Origin of the sequence: Neisseria sp. RH3002v2f (assembly GCF_014596375.1) — a bacterium.
Classification (GTDB): domain Bacteria; phylum Pseudomonadota; class Gammaproteobacteria; order Burkholderiales; family Neisseriaceae; genus Neisseria; species Neisseria cinerea.
In genome coordinates, this window is the sequence record NZ_MAYZ01000020.1 from 167,735 (window position 1) to 189,156 (window position 21,422).

Here is a 21,422-nt window from a genome sequence, read left to right on the forward strand (position 1 = left end):
ATCATGTTTTATTTGTATCAATCCAATCGTCTTGAAACGCTGGCGGCACTGTTTGCCCACATTCAAAAATTCAAACCGCTGAAATCGGCTCTACAGCCCGAACAAATTATTGTGCAGAGTCAGGGGATGCGCCGCTACCTCAATACCTGCCTCGCCCGCGATTTGGGCGTGGCGGCGAATTTGGCGTTCAGCCTGCCCGCCGGCCTGACGTGGAAGTTGATGAAAAAACTGATTCCCGGTATTCCGGAACTCAGCCCGTTTGCCCCAGAAGTCATGCGCTGGCGGCTGCTGGATTTGTTCCGCAGCGAGGTATTCCGGAATACGGCAGAATTTGAAGATGTGAGGAATGTGCTGCAAGACTATCTGGGCAGCGGCGAATCGGCAGATTATCAGCTTGCTGGCCAGCTTGCAGACATATTCGACCAATACCTTGTGTATCGTCCTCAGTGGATAGACGTTTGGCAGCAGGGCAGGCTGCTCGGTTTGGGCGACGATGAAATCTGGCAGTCCAAACTGTGGCGTTACCTCGACGACGGCAGGCAAAGCGCGCTGCACCGTGTTGCTTTGTGGGAAAAGCTGTTGGAATCTTTGAGCAGTGATAAGCTGCCCGAGCGTTATTTCGTTTTCGGCATTTCCACTATGGCGCCGATGTATCTGCAGCTTTTGCACAAGCTGTCCGAACATTGCGATGTGTTCGTGTTCGCACTCAATCCAAGCGGGATGTATTGGGGCAATGTCATTGAAGCGGCGCAAATCCTCAAAGGCAGTGGCGATCCCGATTTAACTCAGGCGGGGCATCCGCTGCTCGCCTCATTGGGCAAGCAGGGGCGGGACTTTTTCGACTTTTTGAACGAAATGGAAATAGAAGAAGAAACGCCGGTGTTCGAAGAAGGCAGCCGCGATACGCTTTTGCACGCCCTGCAAACCGATATCCAAAACTTGGATATGCCGTCTGAAAAAGCGGGAAATATTAATACGGACGACGGATCGATACGCATCGTCTCCGCACACAGCCCTTTGCGCGAATTGCAGATACTCAAAGACAAACTGTTGAAAATTCTACATGAACATCCCGATTGGCAGCCGCATGATATAGCCGTATTAACCCCGAATATCGAATCCTATACGCCTTTTATCGAAGCCGTGTTCGGACAGGCGCAGCCCGGTGCGCAGGCATTGCCGTATTCCGTTTCGGATGTGAAAATCAGCCGCCGACAACCGCTGTTTCATGCTTTGTCATGCCTGTTCGACTTGTTGGAAAGCCGATTTGAAGTCGATAAAGTGCTTGTGCTTTTAGAAACCGCGCCCGTGTTGCGCCATTTCGGACTGACTGAGGATGATTTGCCGCTTTTGCACGACATGGTTGCCGATTTGAACGTCCGCTGGGGTTTGGACGGAGAAATGCGCGGCGGCACGGATCAGCTGTTCACCTGGAAGCAGGCGGTAGAACGCATGATCTTGGGCTGGATGCTGCCCGAAGGCGGCAATCCGATGTGGCAGGATGTCAGCGCGTGGTATGCCGACGTGAATCAAACCGCCATGTTCGGACGTTTTGCCGCCTTTATCGAGTCCCTGTCGGATATTGTACGGATATGGCGGCAACCTGCGACGGTTGATGAATGGGTAGGACGTTGCCGAGGTTTGCTTAAAACATTGTTCCAAGCCGAAGCCGATGACCAAAAGGCAGTCCAAAATCTTGAAAACGAATGGGTCAAATGGCAGGAAGAGAGCACGCTGGCCGGGTTCGTCGGGCAGTTGCCGCAACAAACCGTCATCCGCCACATCCGCCGTTTCCTCGACAGTGAAAGCGAGGCGGGCTTTTTACGCAGCGGCATCACCTTTTGCAGTATGGTACCGATGCGGAGCCTGCCCTTTAAAGTCATCTGCCTGTTGGGTTTGAACGACGGAGATTTTCCCCGCAATACCAAAGCCGCCGTATTCGACCTGATTGCCAAACATCCCGCCAAAGGCGACCGCGCCCGCCGCGATGACGACCGCTACCTGTTCCTCGAAGCCCTCATTAGTGCGCGTGAAATCCTGTACCTGTCCTACATCGGGCGTGACATCCGCAAAGACGAAGAACTAGCTCCATCTTCACTGTTGGGCGAACTCATCGATACTGTTGCTGCCATGACCGGAATCGGCAGCCGGCAACTTGCAGAAAACTGGATAGAACAGCATCCGTTGCAACCCTTCTCACATCGCTATTTCCAGACCGGTTCCCGTTCAGACGGCATATTCAGTACACGTACCGACTACGCCGAAGCACTCGGATGCCCCTCAGGGCAGCCCCAGCCCTTTTTCGACAATCCCGTCGAAAGCTGCGAATCCGTTGCCGAAATCGGACAGGAGGCATTTGTCCGGTTTTGGCGTAATCCCGTCAAAGCATGGCTTCAGCAGCAGCTTTCTTGGAGCGAACCCTATATCGACGAAGCATGGGAGCCGGCCGAGCCCTTTGAGCCACAACATGCCGAGCAAATCGCCGAAACCTATATCGAGGCGCGCCGCGAAGGACAAGATTTTTCCCAAACAGCCGCCCGTATCGTGGCGGAAAGCCTCCTGCCCTCAGGGGAATTGGGCAAGCTTTGGCAGCAGTCTTTCCAACTTGCCGCCAAACAAATCGACACGGCTATTTTAAACAGCCCCAAACTGCCCCCGCTTTCATACGCCATACCGTCGGACGGACAAATCCTAAAAGGAAGTCTGGGCAGGTTGTACCGGTGCGGGCAGGTGTTTTATGCCTACGGTAAACCCAATGCGCCGCAACGTATCGCTTTTTTGCTGGAACACCTGATATTTTGCGCCGTCATGCCGTCTGAAGCCGAAACGCGGCAAACCTTTATCGTCAGATCCGGAGAAACAGAAGTATTGGCGGAAATCGCGCAAGACAGGGCATTGCAGCTATTGTCGGAATGGATTGCATTTTTTAATATCGGACAAAACCGCCCGCTGCCGTTTTTTGCCAAGACCTCGCTTGCCGCCGCCGAAACATTGGCCGAAAAAACGGATTGGGATGCGGCACTGAAAAAAGCCCAAACCGCCTATTACGGCAGCAAAGTCAGCAAAGGGCAGAAAGACTATACCGAAGTTGCCCTCGTTTTCGGCGGAGGAGAAGAACCACTCGAACAGCCCCTGTTTGAAAACCTCGTCCGCCTGCTTGCCGACACGCTTGCCGCAGCGGAAAAAAAGGAAGAGGCCGGAACAGCATAACAGGATAGAAAGACAAATGCCGTCTGAAAACAGAAAAAAGGTTTTCAGACGGCATTGTTACAAAGGCTTGATTATTTCCGGCGCAGCTGGGGATGATTTTCCAAGTTGTCCATCATCATTTCGATGATGCGCGGTGCAGTTTTACCCAAATCGAAATTTTCAGCGGAAGAGAGCCAGCGCCATATCAGCCCGTCCAACATCGACTTGATGAAGATAACCGCCATTTCCTTGTCCAAATCACCCGACAAATCCTGATTTTCCACCGCTTCGGTCAGAAAAGCGGTGATTTTCTCGCGCCAGATTGCCTGATGCTTGCGTGCAATGGCGATAACGGCGGCATTTTGCTCCGTGTGTTCGCATTTTAAAAACAGGATGCTGTGGAATTTGTAGTGGATGTCGTTGCTTTGCAGCCGCTCGAAAAAATGAAGCAGCGTACGGCGGAATATTGCCCAAGATTGTCCTTCGGCATTATTTTCCGTATCTTTCGACATACAGTTTTCAATGTCGTCGCAGATACGTTGGAACAACGCGTCAAACAAGTCTTCCTTATTTTTGAAATGCCAATAGAGTGCGCCGCGCGTTACGCCGGCAGTCTGGGCGATTTCATTGAGCGAGGTGCGTGCAATCCCTTTTCGGTAAAAGGTTTCCAGTGCGGCAAGCATCAGATGCTCTTTGGTTTTCAATGCTTCGGTTTTGGTTTTTCTCATAATGGCAGTTTCGTTTCGGCACGGTTTGATGAGGGCGGATTATAAAAAATGCTTTGAAACCATGCAAGCGTGTATGTATAATGAAACCCATGAAATTGAGACTACATCTCAACTTTGAAAACAGGTATAATCTGCTTTGCAACCCGTTCGAACATTCGGGTATCAAAGCAGGCGGTTTTTATATCCTGAAATAAGAATGCCTGTTGATTGGCAAAACCCTTTATATCAAACCAGACAGATAGGATAAATAATGGCTTTTTATGCTTCTAAGGCGATGCGTGCGGCTGCGTTGGCAGCCTCTGTCGCGTTGGCACTGTCATCTTGCGGCAAAGCAGATGAGGCGGCACAGGGCGGGCAGCCTGTGGGTCGGGAAGCTCCGACCCCCGTCGTCGGTGTCGTAACCGTCCATCCGCAAACCGTCGCATTGACTGTCGAGTTGCCGGGACGTTTGGAATCGCTGCGTACCGCCGATGTCCGCGCGCAAGTCGGCGGCATCATCCAAAAACGCCTGTTCCAAGAAGGCAGTTATGTCCATGCCGGACAGCCGCTTTACCAAGTCGACAGCTCCACCTATGAAGCAAATCTGGAAAGCTCGCGCGCCCAATTAGCCAGCGCGCAGGCGACCCTCGCTAAAGCCAATGCCGACTTGGCGCGTTACAAACCTCTGGTTGCCGCCGATGCCATCAGTAAACAAGAGTACGATGCCGCGGTAACGGCGAAACGTTCTGCCGAGGCAGGCGTCAAAGCGGCACAGGCGGCAATCAAATCCGCCGGTATCAGCTTGAACCGTTCGCGTATTACCGCACCGATTTCGGGCTTTATCGGCCAGTCCAAAGTTTCCGAAGGTACGTTGCTGAACGCCGGCGATGCGACCGTACTGGCGACCATCCGCCAAACCAATCCGATGTATGTGAACGTTACCCAGTCTGCATCCGAAGTGATGAAACTGCGCCGGCAGATAGCCGAAGGCAAGCTGCTGGCGGCAGACGGTGCGGTAGCGGTCGGCATCAAATTTGATGATGGTACGGTTTATCCTGAAAAAGGCCGCCTGCTGTTTGCCGATCCGACCGTCAACGAATCGACCGGTCAGATTACCCTGCGCGCCGCCGTACCGAACGATCAGAATATCCTGATGCCCGGCCTGTATGTGCGCGTGCTGATGGATCAAGTGGCGGTGGATAATGCATTCATCGTTCCACAGCAGGCGGTAACGCGCGGTACGAAAGATACCGTGATGATTGTGAACGCCCAAGGCGGCATGGAACCACGCGAGGTAACGGTTGCACAACAGCAGGGTGCGAATTGGATTGTTACGTCAGGTCTGAAGGACGGGGACAAGGTAGTTGTGGAAGGAATCAGTATCGCCGGCATGACGGGTGCGAAAAAAGTAACGCCTAAAGAATGGATGCCGTCTGAAAACCAAGCTTCTGCCCCTCAAGCCGGCGTTCAGACGGCATCTGAAGCCAAACCTGCTTCTGAAGAGAAATAAGGAAGGCATCGATGGCTAAATTCTTTATCGACCGCCCCATTTTTGCGTGGGTTATTTCGATTTTCATTATTGCGGCGGGTATTTTCGGCATTAAAAGCCTGCCTGTTTCGCAATATCCGTCTGTTGCCGCACCGAATATTACCCTGAGGGCTACTTATCCGGGTGCATCCGCACAAGTGATGGAAGACAGCGTACTTTCCGTTATCGAGCGGAATATGAACGGCGTGGAAGGTTTGGATTATATGTCCACTTCTGCCGATTCGAGCGGCAGCGGCAGCGTGAGCCTGACCTTTACGCCTGAAACCGACGAAGATTTGGCTCAGGTGGAGGTGCAAAACAAGCTTTCCGAAGTACTGAGCATGTTGCCGGCAACCGTTCAACAGTACGGCGTTACCGTATCCAAAGCGCGTTCCAATTTCTTGATGATTGTGATGCTGTCGTCAGACGTACAGTCAACCGAGGAGATGAACGACTACGCGCAGCGCAATATTGTGCCCGAACTGCAACGTATCGACGGGGTGGGCAAGGTTCAGTTGTTTGGCGCGCAACGCGCCATGCGTATTTGGGTTGATCCTAAGAAACTGCAGAACTACAATTTGTCGTTTGCTGATGTCGGCAGTGCGCTGTCGGCACAGAATATCCAAATTTCCGCAGGTTCCATTGGTTCGCTTCCCGCTGTTCAGGGGCAGACTGTTACGGCTACCGTAACGGCGCAAGGGCAGTTGAGTACGGCCGAAGAATTCGGCAACGTCATCCTCCGCGCCAATACTGATGGTTCTAATGTTTACCTGAAGGATGTGGCGAAAGTCGGATTGGGTATGGAAGACTATTCTTCCTCAACCCGTCTGAACGGGGTAAATACCACCGGTATGGCGGTGATGCTGTCCAATAGCGGTAATGCGATGGCGACGGCAAAAGCGGTCAAAGAACGCATGGCGACGTTGGAAAAATACTTTCCTCAGGGTATGAGCTGGAAAACCCCTTACGATACTTCCAAATTCGTCGAAATTTCGATTGAAAAAGTCATCCATACCTTGTTAGAGGCGATGGTGCTGGTTTTTGTCGTGATGTACCTCTTCCTGCAAAACATCCGTTATACGCTGATTCCGACCATCGTCGTACCGATTTCCCTGTTGGGCGGTTTCGCCTTCATCTCTTATATGGGCATGTCGATAAACGTACTGACCATGTTTGCGATGGTTTTGGTCATCGGTATTGTGGTCGATGACGCGATTGTGGTGGTTGAAAACGTCGAGCGCATTATGGAGGGTGAAGGCCTGCCGCCTAAGGCTGCAACCAAAAAAGCAATGGGTCAGATTTCCGGTGCGGTAATCGGTATTACTGCTGTTTTGATGTCTGTATTCGTTCCTCTGGCTATGTTCAGCGGGGCGACGGGCAATATCTATAAACAGTTTGCACTGACTATGGCGGCATCGATAGCCTTCTCCGCCTTCCTTGCGCTGACACTCACCCCTGCTTTGTGTGCCACAATGTTGAAGACCATCCCGAAAGGGCATCACGAAGAGAAAAAAGGTTTCTTCGGTTGGTTTAACAAAAAATTCGATAACTGGACACACGGCTACGAAGGCTGGGTCGCCAAAGTCTTGCGCAAGACTTTGCGCATGATGGTTGTTTATGTTGGTTTGGCGGTTGTGGGCGTATTCCTGTTTATGCGCCTACCGACTTCTTTCTTGCCGACCGAAGACCAAGGCTTCGTCATGGTCAGCGTGCAACTGCCTGCGGGTGCGACCAAAGAGCGTACCGATGCGACGCTGGCGCAAGTAACGCAGTTGGCAAAAAGCATTCCTGAAATTGAAAACATCATTACCGTTTCCGGCTTCAGCTTCTCGGGTAACGGTCAGAACATGGCGATGGGTTTTGCCATGCTCAAAGACTGGAACGAACGTACCGCCCCCGGCAGCGATGCCGTTGCGATTGCCGGCAAGCTGACGGGTATGATGATGGGGACGCTTAAAGACGGTTTCGGCATCGCCATCGTTCCGCCTCCGATTATGGAGTTGGGCAACGGTTCCGGTTTGAGCATCAACCTGCAAGACCGCAACAATACCGGTCATGCCGCATTGCTGGCCAAACGCAACGAATTGATTCAGAAAATGCGTACCAGCGGTTTGTTTAACCCCAGCACTGTCCGTGCCGGCGGTTTGGAAGATGCGCCGCAGTTGAAAATCGACATTAACCGTTCGGCGGCTTCGGCACAAGGTATTTCTTTTGCCAGCATCCGTACCGCACTGGCAAATGCGCTGGGTTCGTCTTACGTCAACGACTTCCCGAACCAAGGCCGTCTGCAGCGCGTGATGGTTCAGGCGGATGCTTCGGCACGTATGCAGCCTGCCGACATCTTGAATCTGACTGTGCCGAACAGATCGGGCATTGCCGTTCCGCTTTCTTCGATTGCCACCGTTTCGTGGCAGATGGGTACGGAACAGAGCGTTCGTTTCAACGGTTATCCCGCTATGGAACTGTCCGGTTCGCCCGCAACAGGTGTTTCCACCGGTCAGGCCATGGAGGCAGTTCAAAAAATGGTTGACGAATTGGGCGGCGGTTACAGCTTGGAGTGGGGCGGACAGTCGCGCGAAGAGGCAAAAGGTGGTTCGCAAACCATTGCCCTTTACGCGCTTGCCGCCGTTGCAGTCTTCTTGGTGCTTGCCGCACTTTATGAAAGCTGGTCTATTCCGCTGGCCGTTCTGCTTGTGATGCCTTTAGGCTTGGCAGGGGCGGCGGCAGGTGTAACCGGGCGCAACCTGACCGAGCTGATGTTGGGCGGTATTCCTGCATTTGCCAACGACATCTACTTCCAAGTCGGTTTCGTTACCGTGATGGGTTTGAGTGCGAAAAACGCGATTTTGATTATCGAATTTGCCAAAGACCTTCAAGCGCAAGGGAAAAGCGCGGTCGAAGCCGCTTTGGAAGCAGCCCGCCTGCGTTTCCGTCCGATCATCATGACCTCGTTCGCCTTTATTTTGGGCGTGGTTCCCCTGTATATTGCCGGTGGTGCAAGTTCTGCCAGCCAGCGCGCCATCGGTACAACCGTATTCTGGGGGATGTTGGTCGGCACGCTTTTATCCGTATTCTTGGTTCCGCTTTTCTATGTAGTGGTGCGCAAATTCTTCAAAGAAACTGCACACGAGCATGCAATGGCGGTCAGACATGCATCAGAAGCGGGTGTAACCGGTTCGGACGATAAACAATATTAAGCAAAATACCGTCTGAAAACCGCCGGTTTTCAGACGGCATCGGGACTTTTTTATGAATACTACATTGAAAACCACCTTAACTTCTGTTGCAGCAGCCTTTGCATTGTCTGCCTGTACCATGATTCCCCAATACGAGCAGCCTAAAGTCGAAGTTGCGGAAACGTTTAAAAACGATACTGCCGACAGCGGCATCCGTGCGGTCGATTTAGGTTGGCATGACTATTTTGCCGACCCGCGCCTGCAAAAGCTGATCGACATCGCACTCGAACGCAATACCAGTTTGCGTACAGCCGTATTGAACAGCGAAATCTACCGCAAACAATACATGATCGAACGCAACAACCTTCTGCCCACACTGGCCGCCAATGCCGGCGGCTCACGCCAAGGCAGTTTGAGCGGCGGCAATGTCAGCAGCAGCTACAATGTCGGACTGGGTGCGGCATCTTATGAACTCGATCTGTTCGGGCGTGTACGCAGCAGCAGCGAAGCAGCACTGCAAGGCTATTTTGCCAGTGTCGCCAACCGCGATGCGGCACATTTGAGCCTGATTGCCACCGTTGCCAAAGCCTATTTCAACGAGCGTTATGCCGAAGAAGCGATGTCCTTAGCGCAGCGTGTCTTGAAAACGCGCGAAGCAACCTACAAGCTGTCCGAATTGCGTTACAAGGCAGGCGTGATTTCCGCCGTCGCCCTGCGCCAGCAGGAAGCCTTGATTGAATCTGCCAAAGCCGATTATGCCAATGCCGTCCGTAGCCGCGAACAGGCGCGCAATGCCTTGGCAACCCTGATTAACCAACCGATACCCAATGACCTGCCCGCCGGTTTGCCGTTGGACAAGCAGTTTTTTGTTGAAAAACTGCCGGCCGGTTTGAGTTCCGAAGTATTGCTCGACCGTCCCGACATACGCGCCGCCGAACACGCGCTCAAACAGGCAAACGCCAATATCGGTGCAGCACGCGCCGCCTTTTTCCCATCCATCCGCCTGACCGGAAGCGTTGGTACGGGTTCTACCGAATTGAGTGGGTTGTTCAAAAGCGGCACTGGTGTTTGGTCGTTTGCGCCGTCTATTACCCTGCCGATTTTTACCTGGGGTACGAACAAAGCTAACCTTGATGCAGCCAAGCTGCGCCAACAGGCACAAATCGTTGCCTATGAATCCGCCGTCCAATCCGCATTTCAAGACGTGGCAAACGCATTGACCGCGCGAGAGCAGCTGGATAAAGCCTATGCCGCTTTAAGCAAACAAAGCCGTGCCTATAAGGAAGCGTTGCGTCTGGTCGGTCTGCGTTACAAACACGGCGTATCCGGAGCGCTCGATTTGCTCGATGCGGAACGCAGCAGCTATTCGGCCGAGGGTGCCGTCTTGTCGGCCCAACTAACCCGCGCCGAAAACCTTGCCGATATGTACAAGGCACTCGGCGGAGGATTGAAACGGGATACCCAAACCGGTAAATAACCGGCCGGGTAATAAAATGCCGTCTGAAACGATAAGGTTTCAGACGGCATTTCTTTCTTTAAAACGGTTTCCAGTGCCTGCCTGCCTTTCAAGATGGCAGGCAGTATCCGTTTAGAAAGTATGTTTGACGGTTGCGGTCAGGCTGCGCGGTGTGCCGTAAACATGGATATCAGGCATGGTGCGGTAGCGTTTGTTGAACACGTTTTCAAAGTCCAAACCGATGCGTGTGGATTTTCCGATTTTGTAATGCGCGGTCAAGTCCAGCGTAGCGTATGGGCGTTGGGTCAATGCAGCGGCAGCAGCCGGGTTGATATCTGCGGGATATTCGTCCAGCGTATGGCTGCGGCTTTGCCAGTTGACGTTTGCGCCCAAGTTCAAACGGTCGGTTACGTCGTACGCCGTGAAGAGTTTGAACAAATGAACGGGATAAGACGGATGCAGTTGCTTGCCTTCGCTGTCTTTGATTTTAGAACGCGCATAGGAAGCATTAAGCAGCCATCTGTCGCTCAAGCGTCCGCCGACGGCGAGTTCCCAGCCCTTGGTCGTCGTTTTATCCGCAGAGCGGTAGTATTCTTCGCCGTTTGGCAATCTACCCGCATAAACGCCCAAATGGTCGCGTTTGTTCATAAAGACGGACGCAGAAGCATTCAGACGGCCTTCAAACCATGAGCCTTTCAAACCGGTCTCGTAGGTTTTGCCGCGTTGCGGTTCGAGCGCCGCGCCGTCTTTGGTCAGATAACGCACTTGCGGACGGAATATGGTGGTGTACGACGCGTAGGCAGTTAAGTTTTCACCAATATCGAGGGTTGCACCCAGATAAGGAATGAAAACGTTTTGTTTGTGGCTGCTGTAAGCGAATTTGTTGCGCTCAGTGCTGTAACGGTATCGCCAATTCACAAAACGGCTGCCGCCTATCAATGCCAGCTTGTCAGTCAGTTTGAAACGGGTCGAGCCGTAAACCGACAGGTTTTTCATATTGGTAAAACCGTCGCGCAAATACGGCATATCGGGTTTGGCGATGTTGCCGTCAAATTGGCGCAAATCGGGAATCATTGACTCGCCTTCTTTATAGAAAGACAGGTTTTCTTTGTTGTCCTGATAGCTGATGCCCGCATTAAATTCATGCGAGCGGCCCAGCGCCGGATAATCGCCGTCCAAAATCAGGGAAAAATTCTGGTCGCGGTATTTGCTGCGGTCGCGGTCTGCAGTGAAAAGCGCGGCGTACTTGGTATTGATTTCGTATGTACCGGCAATGCCTGAAACGATGTCGCTTTTACCCGCCAGATAGCTGTAATTGCCTGTCAGTTTCCAGCCGTTGTCAAACTCATGGCTGAGGGACGTAAATACTTCGGCGCTGGTGTCTTTGCCGTAAGCCCATTTTGCCGAGGAATTGCTGCGCGGCGAAGCCTCAAACGGTATGAATCCGTCTTCCTTATTGCCTGCTGCCGTCAGATAGCTGAAACGCGAGCTGCCCTTATTGCGGAAACGGTGTATTTCTGTACCGATATTCCATTGGGTCTGAGGGGCGAGGTCGTAGGACAGAATGCCGTAGAACGTGTGGTTGTGGCGCGAAGTGTTCGGTAGGTAATCGCCGCCGTGGTCGCTGACCAAAATAGTGCGGCCGCGCAAGGTATTGTCTGCATTTAAAGGCTGATTGGCATCAAGGACGAAGCGGTAGTGCTTCCACGAACCGACACCGGCTTCGACGCTGACGGCAGGTTTGGCAGTCGGTTTTTTGCGTTCCAAAGCAACCGTACCGCCCGGTTCGCCCATGCCGCCGTTGGATAAACCGCTTGCGCCGCGCACGACGACGACTTGGTCATACAATTCGCTGTCCAGATTGTTGGTGCCGCGGCGGATGGCTTTGCCGTCGTAAAGGAATTTGGGCGCGCCGTCCACGGAAATGCTGTCAATCGCCTGACTGCGCGAAATAAATTGGCTATGGCCGGATACGTTGTTGCCCATTTTGCTGTGGAACACGCCCGGTGTTTGTTTCAATACGTCCTGCAGGCTGTCCAAACCTTGGTCTTCGATTTGTTTTGCCGTTATGACAGACAGGGATTGCGGTGTTTCACGTTGGGTCAGCTTGATGCCTGTGGCTGCAGATGAAGCGGGGATGGTGTAGTTGGAAGCCGTTTGTTTGCCCAGTTCTTTGACGTGTATTTCCGGAAGGGCGGCAATGTCTGCGGCGGAGGCGTGCGCGGCGCATAACAGCATGAGTGCGGATGATACGGCAAGCGCAGTGCGTGAAGGGTGTGGGGTACGCATGATTTTTCCTTTTAGTGGTTTAGCGGCGGGATTTTAGCAAAATGTTGTAATTATACTAGTTAGTGTAAATATTATTTAGGATTATTTTGACTGTTGTCAAAATATATATAGTTATCTAGTTATAAAGATTTATATTGAATCATTATAGGAGGGGCAAAAGGAAATGCTAGCGTGCTGTCGGATGGTCGCACCTTACAAAAAATGCCGTCTGAAACGGACTCTGTTTCAGACGGCATTTTCAAATGCAAGCGTTTAGAACTTGGCTTGCAGCCTTAACCAAGCGGTGCGGCCGGGTTCGTTCACGCGAGTGGTTTTGATGCCTGCGGCAGGATCGACAAATCCTCCGCTTCTGCTGACGAATTCGGCATAGGTTTTGTTAAAGACGTTGTCCACTCCGCCTTGCAGGGTGGCGTATTTGTTGAATTTCCAACCTGCATTGACGGAAAGTACGCCAAAGCCCGCGGATGCGCCGATATCTTGGCCGACGATATTGCCTTGACCTTTGCTGAAGCGGTTTTGTTTGGCAACGACTTTCCATAATGCGCCCGCGCTGAATTTGCCGTTGTCGAAGGCAAGGGTGTTGTTCCATTCGAGCGGAGGTGTTTGTGCCAACGGTTTGCCGTCGGTACGGTTTTTACCGTAGGTATAGGCTAAGTTGCTGGATACGCTCCAATTAGGAGCGAATTCCCATTTCACTTCAATTTCGCCGCCTAGACGGATGGCATCAATATTGCGCGCGCTTAAGTCTGCACCATGATGATGGCCGGAGTGTCCGCCTGCTGCCGGAGCGTTGCCACCGGCTGCCGCATGGTCGTGTGCCGCATGGTCGTGTGCCGCGTGGTCGTGTGCCGCATGATCGTGTGCCGCCGCGTGGTTATGTGCTGCCGCATGGTCATGTGCCGCCGCGCTGTTGGATGCATGATGCATCATCATCGGTTTTGTTTCGACAATGATAAAGTCGTCAACTTTGCCTGCAAACACAGAGGCGGAGACGTGCCAATTTCCGCTGTTCCAAATCAGCCCTGCATCAAGTTGACGGTTGGTTTCTTTTCGGAGGTTTTCCGATTTTTTGCGCTCCCAGTAGTCGGGAGAACGTTGGGCCACGCCTAAACCTGCGTAGTATTTGGTATCGCCCAGTTTTTGTTCAAATCGGAAAAAGCCTGAATTCAAGGGGTATTTGGTTTTTTTGAGGGGATCGGAGTCGGCCTTGTTTTCGTATGTGCCTGTTACCTGATCGTGACGGAAGCCGGCAATCAGTTTTTGTGCATCGTTACGTTGCCATGCTGCTTCGGCAAAGCCACCCAGTTGGTCAAAGCTTTGTGTCGGAGCATATGCTTTTTCGGTGAATTTTTCATCGCCTGATCGTTCGGTATGGCGGTCGCGCATGTAGTCGATGCCGGTTTGAAGGTTAACGTTGTCCCAATCGAAAGTGGCTTTCAGATTGCCGGTATCGGTACGGCGTTTGGGGTTAATGGCTGCCTTGCCCATTTTTCCGACGGGACGCAGGCTGTAGGTGTCCATAACGTGGTCGATTTCGCTGGAGCCGTAGCGTGCTTCGATTTCGCTCAACCAGGGTGTGATATTGCGTTGGCTGATGCGGACATTCCACGCGTCGCGGTCGAATTTGCTGCCGTCCATCATACGGTCGGCGTAGGCTGCCTTACCGCGGCTGCGTTCGTATGTGCCGGCGATGGTGGTGTTTTCGGTCGGAGTAACGCCCAACTGAACCATTTGGCTGTCGCGTTTGAAGTTGGAATGTACGCGGTTGCCTGCTCCGTCTTTATAGTCGTCGGATTCGTTGTGTGAGACATTGAGGCGGGCATAACCGTATTTGCCGCCTGCACCGGCTTCAAAGGAGGCATCGCGTCTGCCGCTGTTGCCTAATGTGGTGCTGCCGTTGAAGGAGTAGGGTTGTTCGTGGAAGGTAGGATCTTTACGGACGAAATGAACGGAACCGCTGATCAAACCCATCCCTTGGGTAACGGTTTGCGGACCTTTGGTTACAACAACTTCGTCAAAGGTGCTGGGGTGGATGTAGGAAGTGGGTGGGTCCATGCGGTTGGAACAGCCGCCGTAAACGAACTGGTCGTCTGCGTTGATAGCAAGGCGCGAGCCGCCCAAACCGCGGAACAATGGATCGCCCGAGCTGCCGCCTTTGCGGATGATGCTCATGTTGGGGACGGATTGTAAAAGGTCTGCGCCATCCCCTGCCGGTAGGGGCTGGAGGGTAGCTTTAGGATTGAATTTGACTGTATTGGCTTTTTGCTGCTGTGTCCCGGTAACGGTAACGGGGGAGAGCTCGGCGGTTTCTTCCGCAATAGGGGCTGCCCATGCTTGGCTTAGCGCGGCTGCGAGGGGAAGGAGTAGGAAGTGGGTAGTTTTCATATCAGTTTCTCTATATAGAAGGTTTTATGTTAATACTACTTAGGTAGTATATAGTACTAGTTTACATGTTAAAAGGGGAGTTATATTTTTTTAACATATATCAATAAGAAAGATATGGGTTGCGCAAAAGAAATGCCGTCTGAAACATGACCTGTTTCAGACGGCATTTTTACGGATATTTTATTTGTTAAAGAAAATCAGTGTCCACGGTAAAACATATGCCTGCAGGAGGGTGAGGAGACCGACAAAACTACAGAAAATCAGGCTGTGTTTCACGGTGAAGCGGAACAGGTTGGATTCCTTGCCCTCTAAGCCTACTGCCGCACAGGCGATGGCGATGGATTGAGGGGAAATCATTTTGCCTGTTACGCCGCCGGTCGTATTGGCGGCAACGGTCAGCTCGGGGGTAACACCGATTTGATGCGCGGTGCTGGCTTGCAGCGAGCTGAATAAGGCATTTGCAGAAGTATCCGAGCCTGTCAGGAATACGCCCAACCAGCCGAGGAACGGTGAGAAGAACGGGAATACGGTTCCTGTCGCTGCGAGGATTAGCGCCAGTATGGATGACAATCCCGAATAGTTTGCTACAAAGGCAAAACCGAGTACCAAACCGATAGACAGGATGGACAGGCGCAGTTCTTTAAGCGTTTCAAAGAAAGTGCCGACGGCTTCGGAAGGTTTCATTTTCAGCAGGATTGCGGAAACGATGGAAGCAAACAGGATTGCCGTACCGACTGCGCCGAGGAAGTCAATTTTGAATACGGCGGCGTATGGTGTTGGTTCGCTGACGATGGGAGCGGCTTTTTGTACCAAGTTGTGCAGCATCGGCCAGTCGAATTTGATGGTGGCAACGCCCAAAGCCTCTTTAACGCCCTTAATCGTCCACACACTGACGAAAACGGTCAGGATGGCAAAAGGCGACCAAGCTTTAATGATTTGTCCGGCAGTGTATTCGCCCGCTTTGCGTTCGGACGGTTTTTTCATGCCGTTGAATGTAAAGATTTCTTTAGGCTGCCATTTTCTCAAGAAGGCAGACAGGCAGATCAGGCTGACCAGAGCGGAGGTAACGTCAGGCAACTCGGGGCCGATGAAGTTGGCAGTAATGAATTGGGTTGTGGCAAAGGATGCGCCGGCAACCAGAACGGCAGGCCAAGTTTGGCGTATGCCGCGCATACCGTCCATCATGGCAACCAGCCAGAAGGGTACGATAACTGACAGGATAGGAAGTTGGCGGCCTGCTACCTGACCGATATGGTAAGGGTCGAGATTGGACACTTGACCGGCAACCAAGATTGGAATACCCATAGCGCCGAAAGCTACGGGCGCGGTATTGGCAATCAAACACAAACCGGCGGCGTAGAGGGGATTAAAGCCCAAGCCTACCAGCAGTGCGGAGGTAATTGCCACCGGTGCGCCGAAACCTGCCGCACCTTCCAAGAAGGCTCCGAAAGAGAAACCTACCAAGAGCATTTGCAGGCGTTGGTCTTCTGTAATTGAAATAACGGAGGCGCGGATAATATCGAACTGCCCTGTTTTTACGGTAATTTTATATAGGAATACGGCGGTAACGATAATCCATGCAATCGGCCATAACCCGTAGGCAAAACCAAACAGTGCGGAAGAAACAGCCATGCTTGCCGGCATGCCGAAGCCGAGGATGGCGACACCCAGTGCAATCAGCAGCGTGTAAAGGCCTGCCTGATAGCCTTTGAGTTTCAGGACTGTCAGGGCAGTGAAGAAAAAAATGATGGGCAAGAGGGCTGCGGCTGCTGTCAGATACAGGCTGCCTCCTATTGCCGTGTAGTTTTGAACCCAAGTTTCCATAATTGAGCATCTCCGAAAATATTTTTATGATTAATAAAATTGGTCAAACCAATTAAGATAATACGACGCTACTTTACGAAACTTTAATATACCAGTCAATATATTTTTCAATACAAATGATGATTTTTAAAAGAATATTAATTTTATTCCTTAATAATCAAGATAGTATTTTATTTAAAAATGTAATTGAATGTAGTTCTGAAGGGGATTGCAATGTTGGGCGGGTAATGCGGTTGACGGTGGGAGTGTTGTATTATTAGAATTTATGTTTGTTGGTCAGTCCAATTTTATTTATATTTCGGAGAAAGTTTGGCAGAAAACCGATAGAAGGAGAATGCGATTATGAAATTGATAAGGCCGCAGAAAATCAGCGATCAGGTGTTGTCGGTGTTGGAGGAACGCATTGCGGAAGGTGTTTATGAGGAGGGGGGCAAGATTCCTCCGGAGCGTGTTTTGGCGGAAGAGTTCGGCGTTTCGCGTCCGTCGGTACGGACGGCATTGAATATTTTGGTTGCCCGTCAAGTCTTGGAAGCAAGGCAGGGAGACGGTTATTATGTTTCTGTCAAACCGCAACAGGATTTCCTGAAAAGTTGGCAGGAACTTTTGGGCAAGCATTCCAATTGGGAACAGGATGTCTTCGATTTCAGCTGCCATATAGAAGGCTGTATGGCGGGTTTGGCGGCAGAACGCCGCACGGATGCGGATTTGAAGCGGATTGGGTTTTGGCTTGAAAAGTTTGAGGAGGCATGCGAAAGCGGCAATTTGGAACATCAGAGCGAAGCCGATGTAAGCTTTCATCAGACGATTGCCGATGCGGCGCACAACCTGTTGTTCAGCCATTTGTCGGGCAGTTTGTTGAAAATGCTTTACCGGCAGACGCGCAGCAGTATCATCTATTTGAATCAGGAAGAGGATCCGCGTCCGAAACTGATGGCGCAGCACCGTGTATTGTATGAGGCGATATTAAACCGTCGGCCGGGCGAAGCTTCAGAAGCGGCAAAGGTTCATTTGAATTATGTGGCAAGCAGCATCATGAAAGACAGAGAGTATCAAAGCCGTAACCGCCATGCGGATACTTTGGCGCAAAATGATTTGAAACGTGTGCAGGACTGGGAGGTATGAATACCGTTTAGACGGTCTGGCATATTCGGATGTATCGGTAGTATCTACCCGATTCGAACGGGCGGATAAGGAAATGCCGTCTGAACAGCATTTGCGGTTCAGACGGCATTTTGTTTGCAGGTTGGTCGCGTTTGCTTAGAAACCTTGCGCCAACATGGCATCGGCAACTTTGACGAAGCCGGCAATGTTCGCACCATTGACGTAGTTTACTTTGTCGCCGACTTTGCCGTATTTCAGGCAGGATTCGTGGATGCTTTGCATGATGCCGAACAGGCGTTGGTCAACTTCTTCACGAGTCCAAGACAGGCGGATGGCGTTTTGGCTCATTTCCAAGCCCGAAGTTGCCACGCCGCCGGCGTTGGAGGCTTTGCCCGGGGCGTAGAGGATGCCGGCTTTGATAAATTGCTCGACCGCGCCTAAAGTCGACGGCATATTCGCGCCTTCGGCAACGACGTAGCAGCCGTTTGCCAACAGGGTTTTGGCGGCTTCTTCGTCCAATTCGTTCTGGGTGGCGCAGGGCAGGGCGATTTCGGCAGCAATGCCCCACGGTTTTTGGTTTTCAAAGTATTGCAAACCTTGTTCTTTGGCGTAGGTGGCAACCCGTTCGCGGCGGATTTCCTTCAGCTCGATCAAGGCGGCGAGTTGTGCTTCGGTCATACCGCTGTCGGGGAAGAGGACGAAGCCGTTGGAGTCGGAAACGGTCAGTACTTTCGCGCCCAGTTGGATGGCTTTTTCGGCAGCGTATTGCGCCACGTTGCCGGAGCCTGAAATCAGTACGCGTTTGCCTTCAAAGCCGTCATTGCGGGTTTGCAGCATGGCTTGTGCGAAATAGACGCAGCCGTAGCCGGTCGCTTCAGGGCGAATCAGGCTGCCGCCCCATTCCAAACCTTTTCCGGTAAGGACGGAAGTGAATTCATTGCGGATTTTTTTGTATTGTCCGAACAGATAGCCGATTTCGCGGCCGCCTACGCCGATGTCGCCGGCCGGAACATCGGTGTCTGCGCCGATGTGGCGGTAGAGTTCGGTCATAAAGGCTTGGCAGAAGCGCATTACTTCGGCATCGGATTTGCCTTTGGGATCAAAGTCGGAACCGCCTTTGCCACCGCCCATAGGCAGGGTAGTCAGCGCGTTTTTGAAGACTTGTTCAAAAGCGAGGAATTTCAATACGCCCAAATCGACGGTCGGGTGGAAGCGCAAGCCGCCTTTGTAAGGACCGATGGCGGAGCTCATTTGAATGCGGTAGCCGCGGTTGACTTGAACTTGGCCTTTATCGTCTTGCCAGGTTACGCGGAACATGACGACGCGTTCGGGTTCGACGATGCGTTCCAGCAGGCTTTGCTGGGTGTATTTCGGATTTTTTGCCAGAAACGGGTCAAGGCTCATGAAGACTTCTTCAACGGCCTGATGGAACGGTTCTTGATTGGGGTTGCGTTGTTTGAGGTTGGCAAACAAGGTGTTCAAGTCAGTCATTTTGATGCTCCTTTAGGTTTATATTGTACTAATGGGAAAACAAATTTGTAGATGGCAATATAAACCTATTTTTTTTTGATGCCAAGCTGAATTTTGCGGAAATTGTTGACATTATTTTTTTGAATTTTTATAAATTTAAAATTTAATATCGTTAATTAATAATAATATAAAATATAATTTTATATATCTATACTAAATTAGTATTTATATCTAAGTAATTAAACTAGATTTTTGATTTTTGTCAAATTATTTCTTGTTATTCTATGTATATTACCTGTGAAATCATTATAGATTGTCAACAATATTGCCTGTTTCTGTGAACATTTCGGATGTTTGGAAGAAGAAGGACATGAAAGTATGGCAATAAGGGTTTTGGGACTTGGATGCCATCTGAAAATGTTACAATATGCGCCGTTCAACTTGATGAAAGAATATTATGAAGGCCTATCTAGACTTGATGCGCCATGTCCTTGACAGCGGTACCGACAAATCAGACCGCACCGGTACGGGTACGCGCTCCGTATTCGGTTATCAGATGCGTTTTGACTTGGGCAAAGGCTTTCCGCTGCTGACGACCAAAAAGCTGCATTTGCGCTCGATTATTCACGAGCTGCTTTGGTTTCTCAAAGGCGATACCAATATCAAATACCTGAAGGACAATAATGTTTCCATTTGGGATGAGTGGGCGGACGAAAACGGCGATTTAGGCCCGGTGTACGGCTACCAATGGCGCAGTTGGCCCGCACCCGACGGCCGCCATATCGACCAAATTGCCAATGTGGTGGAACAAATCAAGAAGAATCCGGACTCGCGCCGTCTGATTGTATCGGCATGGAATCCGGCTTTGGTCGATGAGATGGCCTTGCCGCCTTGCCACGCGCTGTTTCAGTTTTACGTTGCCGACGGCAAACTGTCCTGCCAGCTTTACCAGCGTAGTGCAGATATTTTCCTTGGCGTGCCGTTTAACATCGCCAGCTACGCATTGTTGACCATGATGATGGCGCAAGTATGCGGACTGGAAGCAGGTGAGTTTATCCATACGTTTGGCGATGCGCATTTGTACAGCAACCATTTCGAACAAGCAGAGTTGCAATTGGGCCGCGAATGTCGGGCACTGCCTGTCATGAAGATTAATCCAGAGGTTAAGGATTTGTTCTCCTTCAAATTTGAAGACTTTGAATTGGAAGGTTACGACCCTCATCCGCATATCAAGGCGGCAGTATCAGTCTGAGGAGGGTATATGGACAGGCATTTCGGGCGCAGGCGTTTTTTGACGGTTACCGCTGTTGCGGCGGCGGGCGCGGCGGTTTCTTTCCTGCCGAATCCTTTTGCCGCCGATGATGAAAAACGCAATAAAGATGAAAAACGCAATGAAAATGTGTTTTTCTGGAAAGGTGTCGCGCTAGGTTCCGGTGCGGAGCTCCGTCTGTTCGGTGTGGACGACAGGCGTGCGGCGGATTTGGTCAACAAGGTTTTGGCGGAAGTGGCGCGTTTGGAAAAAATGTTCAGCCTTTACCGTGAAGACAGTCTGATCAGCCGTCTGAACAGGGACGGTTATCTGACTTCGCCTCCGGCGGATTTCTTGGAACTGTTGAGCATTTGTCGGGATATGCATACTTTGACCGGCGGGGCATTTGATCCGACGGTTCAGGTTTTGTGGAAACTGTATGCCGATTATTTTGCCGCTCATCCCGATGCGGAAACACCGCCGTCGGAAAATAGCGTGAAGGAAGCCTTGAAGCGGGTCGGATTTGACAAATTGGTGTTTGACGACCGTGGAATCCGTTTTACCGAAAAGGGTATGGGTTTGTCGTTGAACGGCATCGCGCAAGGCTATATTACGGATAAGGTCGTCGCGTTGCTGAAGGCAAACGGCGTGCCTGCTGCTTTGGCCGATATGGGTGAAATCCGCGGGTTTGATACAAACGGTAAACGGACTTGGAATGTCGGTATCCGCAACCCGGATGACGAAGAAGGCGTATTGGCGACGGTTGTCATGAAAGACAAGGCGTTTGCCACTTCGGGCGGCTATGGGACGGTGATGGACAAAGCGGGCAGGTTTACCCATTTGTTCGATCCGCGAACCGGCGTGAGTACGCCGCGTTATAAAAGCATGAGCGTAATGGCGGATGATGCGGCGGTTGCCGATGCCTTGTCGACGGCGTTTTCCATTATGGATTTGCCGCTGATACGGTCGGTTGCCGAAAGCAGGCAGCTTAAAGTTTGGCTGGTCATGCCGGACAATACTTTGAACGAAATAGGTTGAACCAAAAGTA

Annotated in this window: 12 protein-coding genes; 7 read left to right on the plus strand and 5 right to left on the minus strand. The window is 51.5% G+C overall.

The features are described 5' to 3' along the window. Positions 1-3 precede the first annotated feature (3 nt). Positions 4-3,210: an exodeoxyribonuclease V subunit gamma gene (gene recC / locus BBW69_RS04780; protein ID WP_188210633.1), complete on the plus strand. Its 3,207-nt coding sequence runs from the start codon at positions 4-6 to the stop codon at positions 3,208-3,210. A gap of 71 nt (positions 3,211-3,281) precedes the next feature. Here recC and BBW69_RS04785 read toward each other — a convergent pair whose 3' ends face one another. After that, positions 3,282-3,917, minus strand: coding sequence for a TetR family transcriptional regulator (locus tag BBW69_RS04785; RefSeq protein WP_188210581.1), 636 nt, complete (start codon positions 3,915-3,917; stop codon positions 3,282-3,284). Positions 3,918-4,167: 250 nt separating this feature from the next. Between BBW69_RS04785 and mtrC the strand changes: the two genes are divergently transcribed. Genes mtrC through mtrE form a run of 3 tightly spaced genes read left to right on the plus strand, consistent with a single transcriptional unit; the run spans position 4,168 to position 10,077 of the window. Beyond that, positions 4,168-5,406, plus strand: coding sequence for a multidrug efflux RND transporter periplasmic adaptor subunit MtrC (gene mtrC, locus BBW69_RS04790; protein ID WP_188210582.1), 1,239 nt, complete (start codon positions 4,168-4,170; stop codon positions 5,404-5,406). An 11-nt stretch (positions 5,407-5,417) separates the two neighbouring features. Further along, entirely contained in the window at positions 5,418-8,621 is a 3,204-nt protein-coding gene (locus BBW69_RS04795) for an efflux RND transporter permease subunit (RefSeq protein ID WP_188210583.1), read from the plus strand. Positions 8,622-8,673: 52 nt separating this feature from the next. Then, a complete protein-coding gene (mtrE, locus tag BBW69_RS04800) occupies positions 8,674-10,077 on the plus strand; it encodes a multidrug efflux transporter outer membrane subunit MtrE (RefSeq protein WP_188210584.1) in 1,404 nt (467 codons plus the stop codon). A 111-nt stretch (positions 10,078-10,188) separates the two neighbouring features. On the opposite strand, the gene BBW69_RS04805 is transcribed toward mtrE, so the two are convergent. The 3 genes from BBW69_RS04805 to BBW69_RS04815 all read right to left on the minus strand — a co-directional run bounded on the left by BBW69_RS04805 (position 10,189) and on the right by BBW69_RS04815 (position 16,554). Further along, positions 10,189-12,345 carry a TonB-dependent siderophore receptor gene (locus BBW69_RS04805; RefSeq protein ID WP_108044073.1) on the minus strand — a complete coding sequence of 719 codons (2,157 nt, stop codon included), beginning with the start codon at positions 12,343-12,345 and terminating at the stop codon, positions 10,189-10,191. 252 nt (positions 12,346-12,597) lie between these two features. Further along, a complete protein-coding gene (locus tag BBW69_RS04810) occupies positions 12,598-14,730 on the minus strand; it encodes a TonB-dependent receptor domain-containing protein (RefSeq protein WP_188210585.1) in 2,133 nt (710 codons plus the stop codon). A gap of 180 nt (positions 14,731-14,910) precedes the next feature. Continuing rightward, positions 14,911-16,554, minus strand: coding sequence for a lactate permease LctP family transporter (locus BBW69_RS04815; RefSeq protein ID WP_188210586.1), 1,644 nt, complete (start codon positions 16,552-16,554; stop codon positions 14,911-14,913). Positions 16,555-16,896: 342 nt separating this feature from the next. Here BBW69_RS04815 and BBW69_RS04820 point away from each other — a divergent pair, with 342 nt between their 5' ends. Beyond that, positions 16,897-17,676 (plus strand): FadR/GntR family transcriptional regulator, encoded by a 780-nt coding sequence (locus BBW69_RS04820; protein ID WP_107860239.1) that lies wholly within the window; start codon positions 16,897-16,899, stop codon positions 17,674-17,676. Between the two features lie 135 nt (positions 17,677-17,811). Here BBW69_RS04820 and gdhA read toward each other — a convergent pair whose 3' ends face one another. After that, positions 17,812-19,146, minus strand: coding sequence for an NADP-specific glutamate dehydrogenase (gdhA, locus tag BBW69_RS04825; RefSeq protein ID WP_188210587.1), 1,335 nt, complete (start codon positions 19,144-19,146; stop codon positions 17,812-17,814). 436 nt (positions 19,147-19,582) lie between these two features. Here gdhA and BBW69_RS04830 point away from each other — a divergent pair, with 436 nt between their 5' ends. Together BBW69_RS04830 and BBW69_RS04835 are read left to right on the plus strand one after the other, a co-directional pair. Then, on the plus strand, positions 19,583-20,377 hold the full coding sequence (locus BBW69_RS04830) for a thymidylate synthase (protein ID WP_188210588.1): 795 nt from the start codon (positions 19,583-19,585) through the stop codon (positions 20,375-20,377). A gap of 9 nt (positions 20,378-20,386) precedes the next feature. Beyond that, positions 20,387-21,412 (plus strand): FAD:protein FMN transferase, encoded by a 1,026-nt coding sequence (locus BBW69_RS04835; protein ID WP_188210589.1) that lies wholly within the window; start codon positions 20,387-20,389, stop codon positions 21,410-21,412. Positions 21,413-21,422 lie beyond the last annotated feature (10 nt).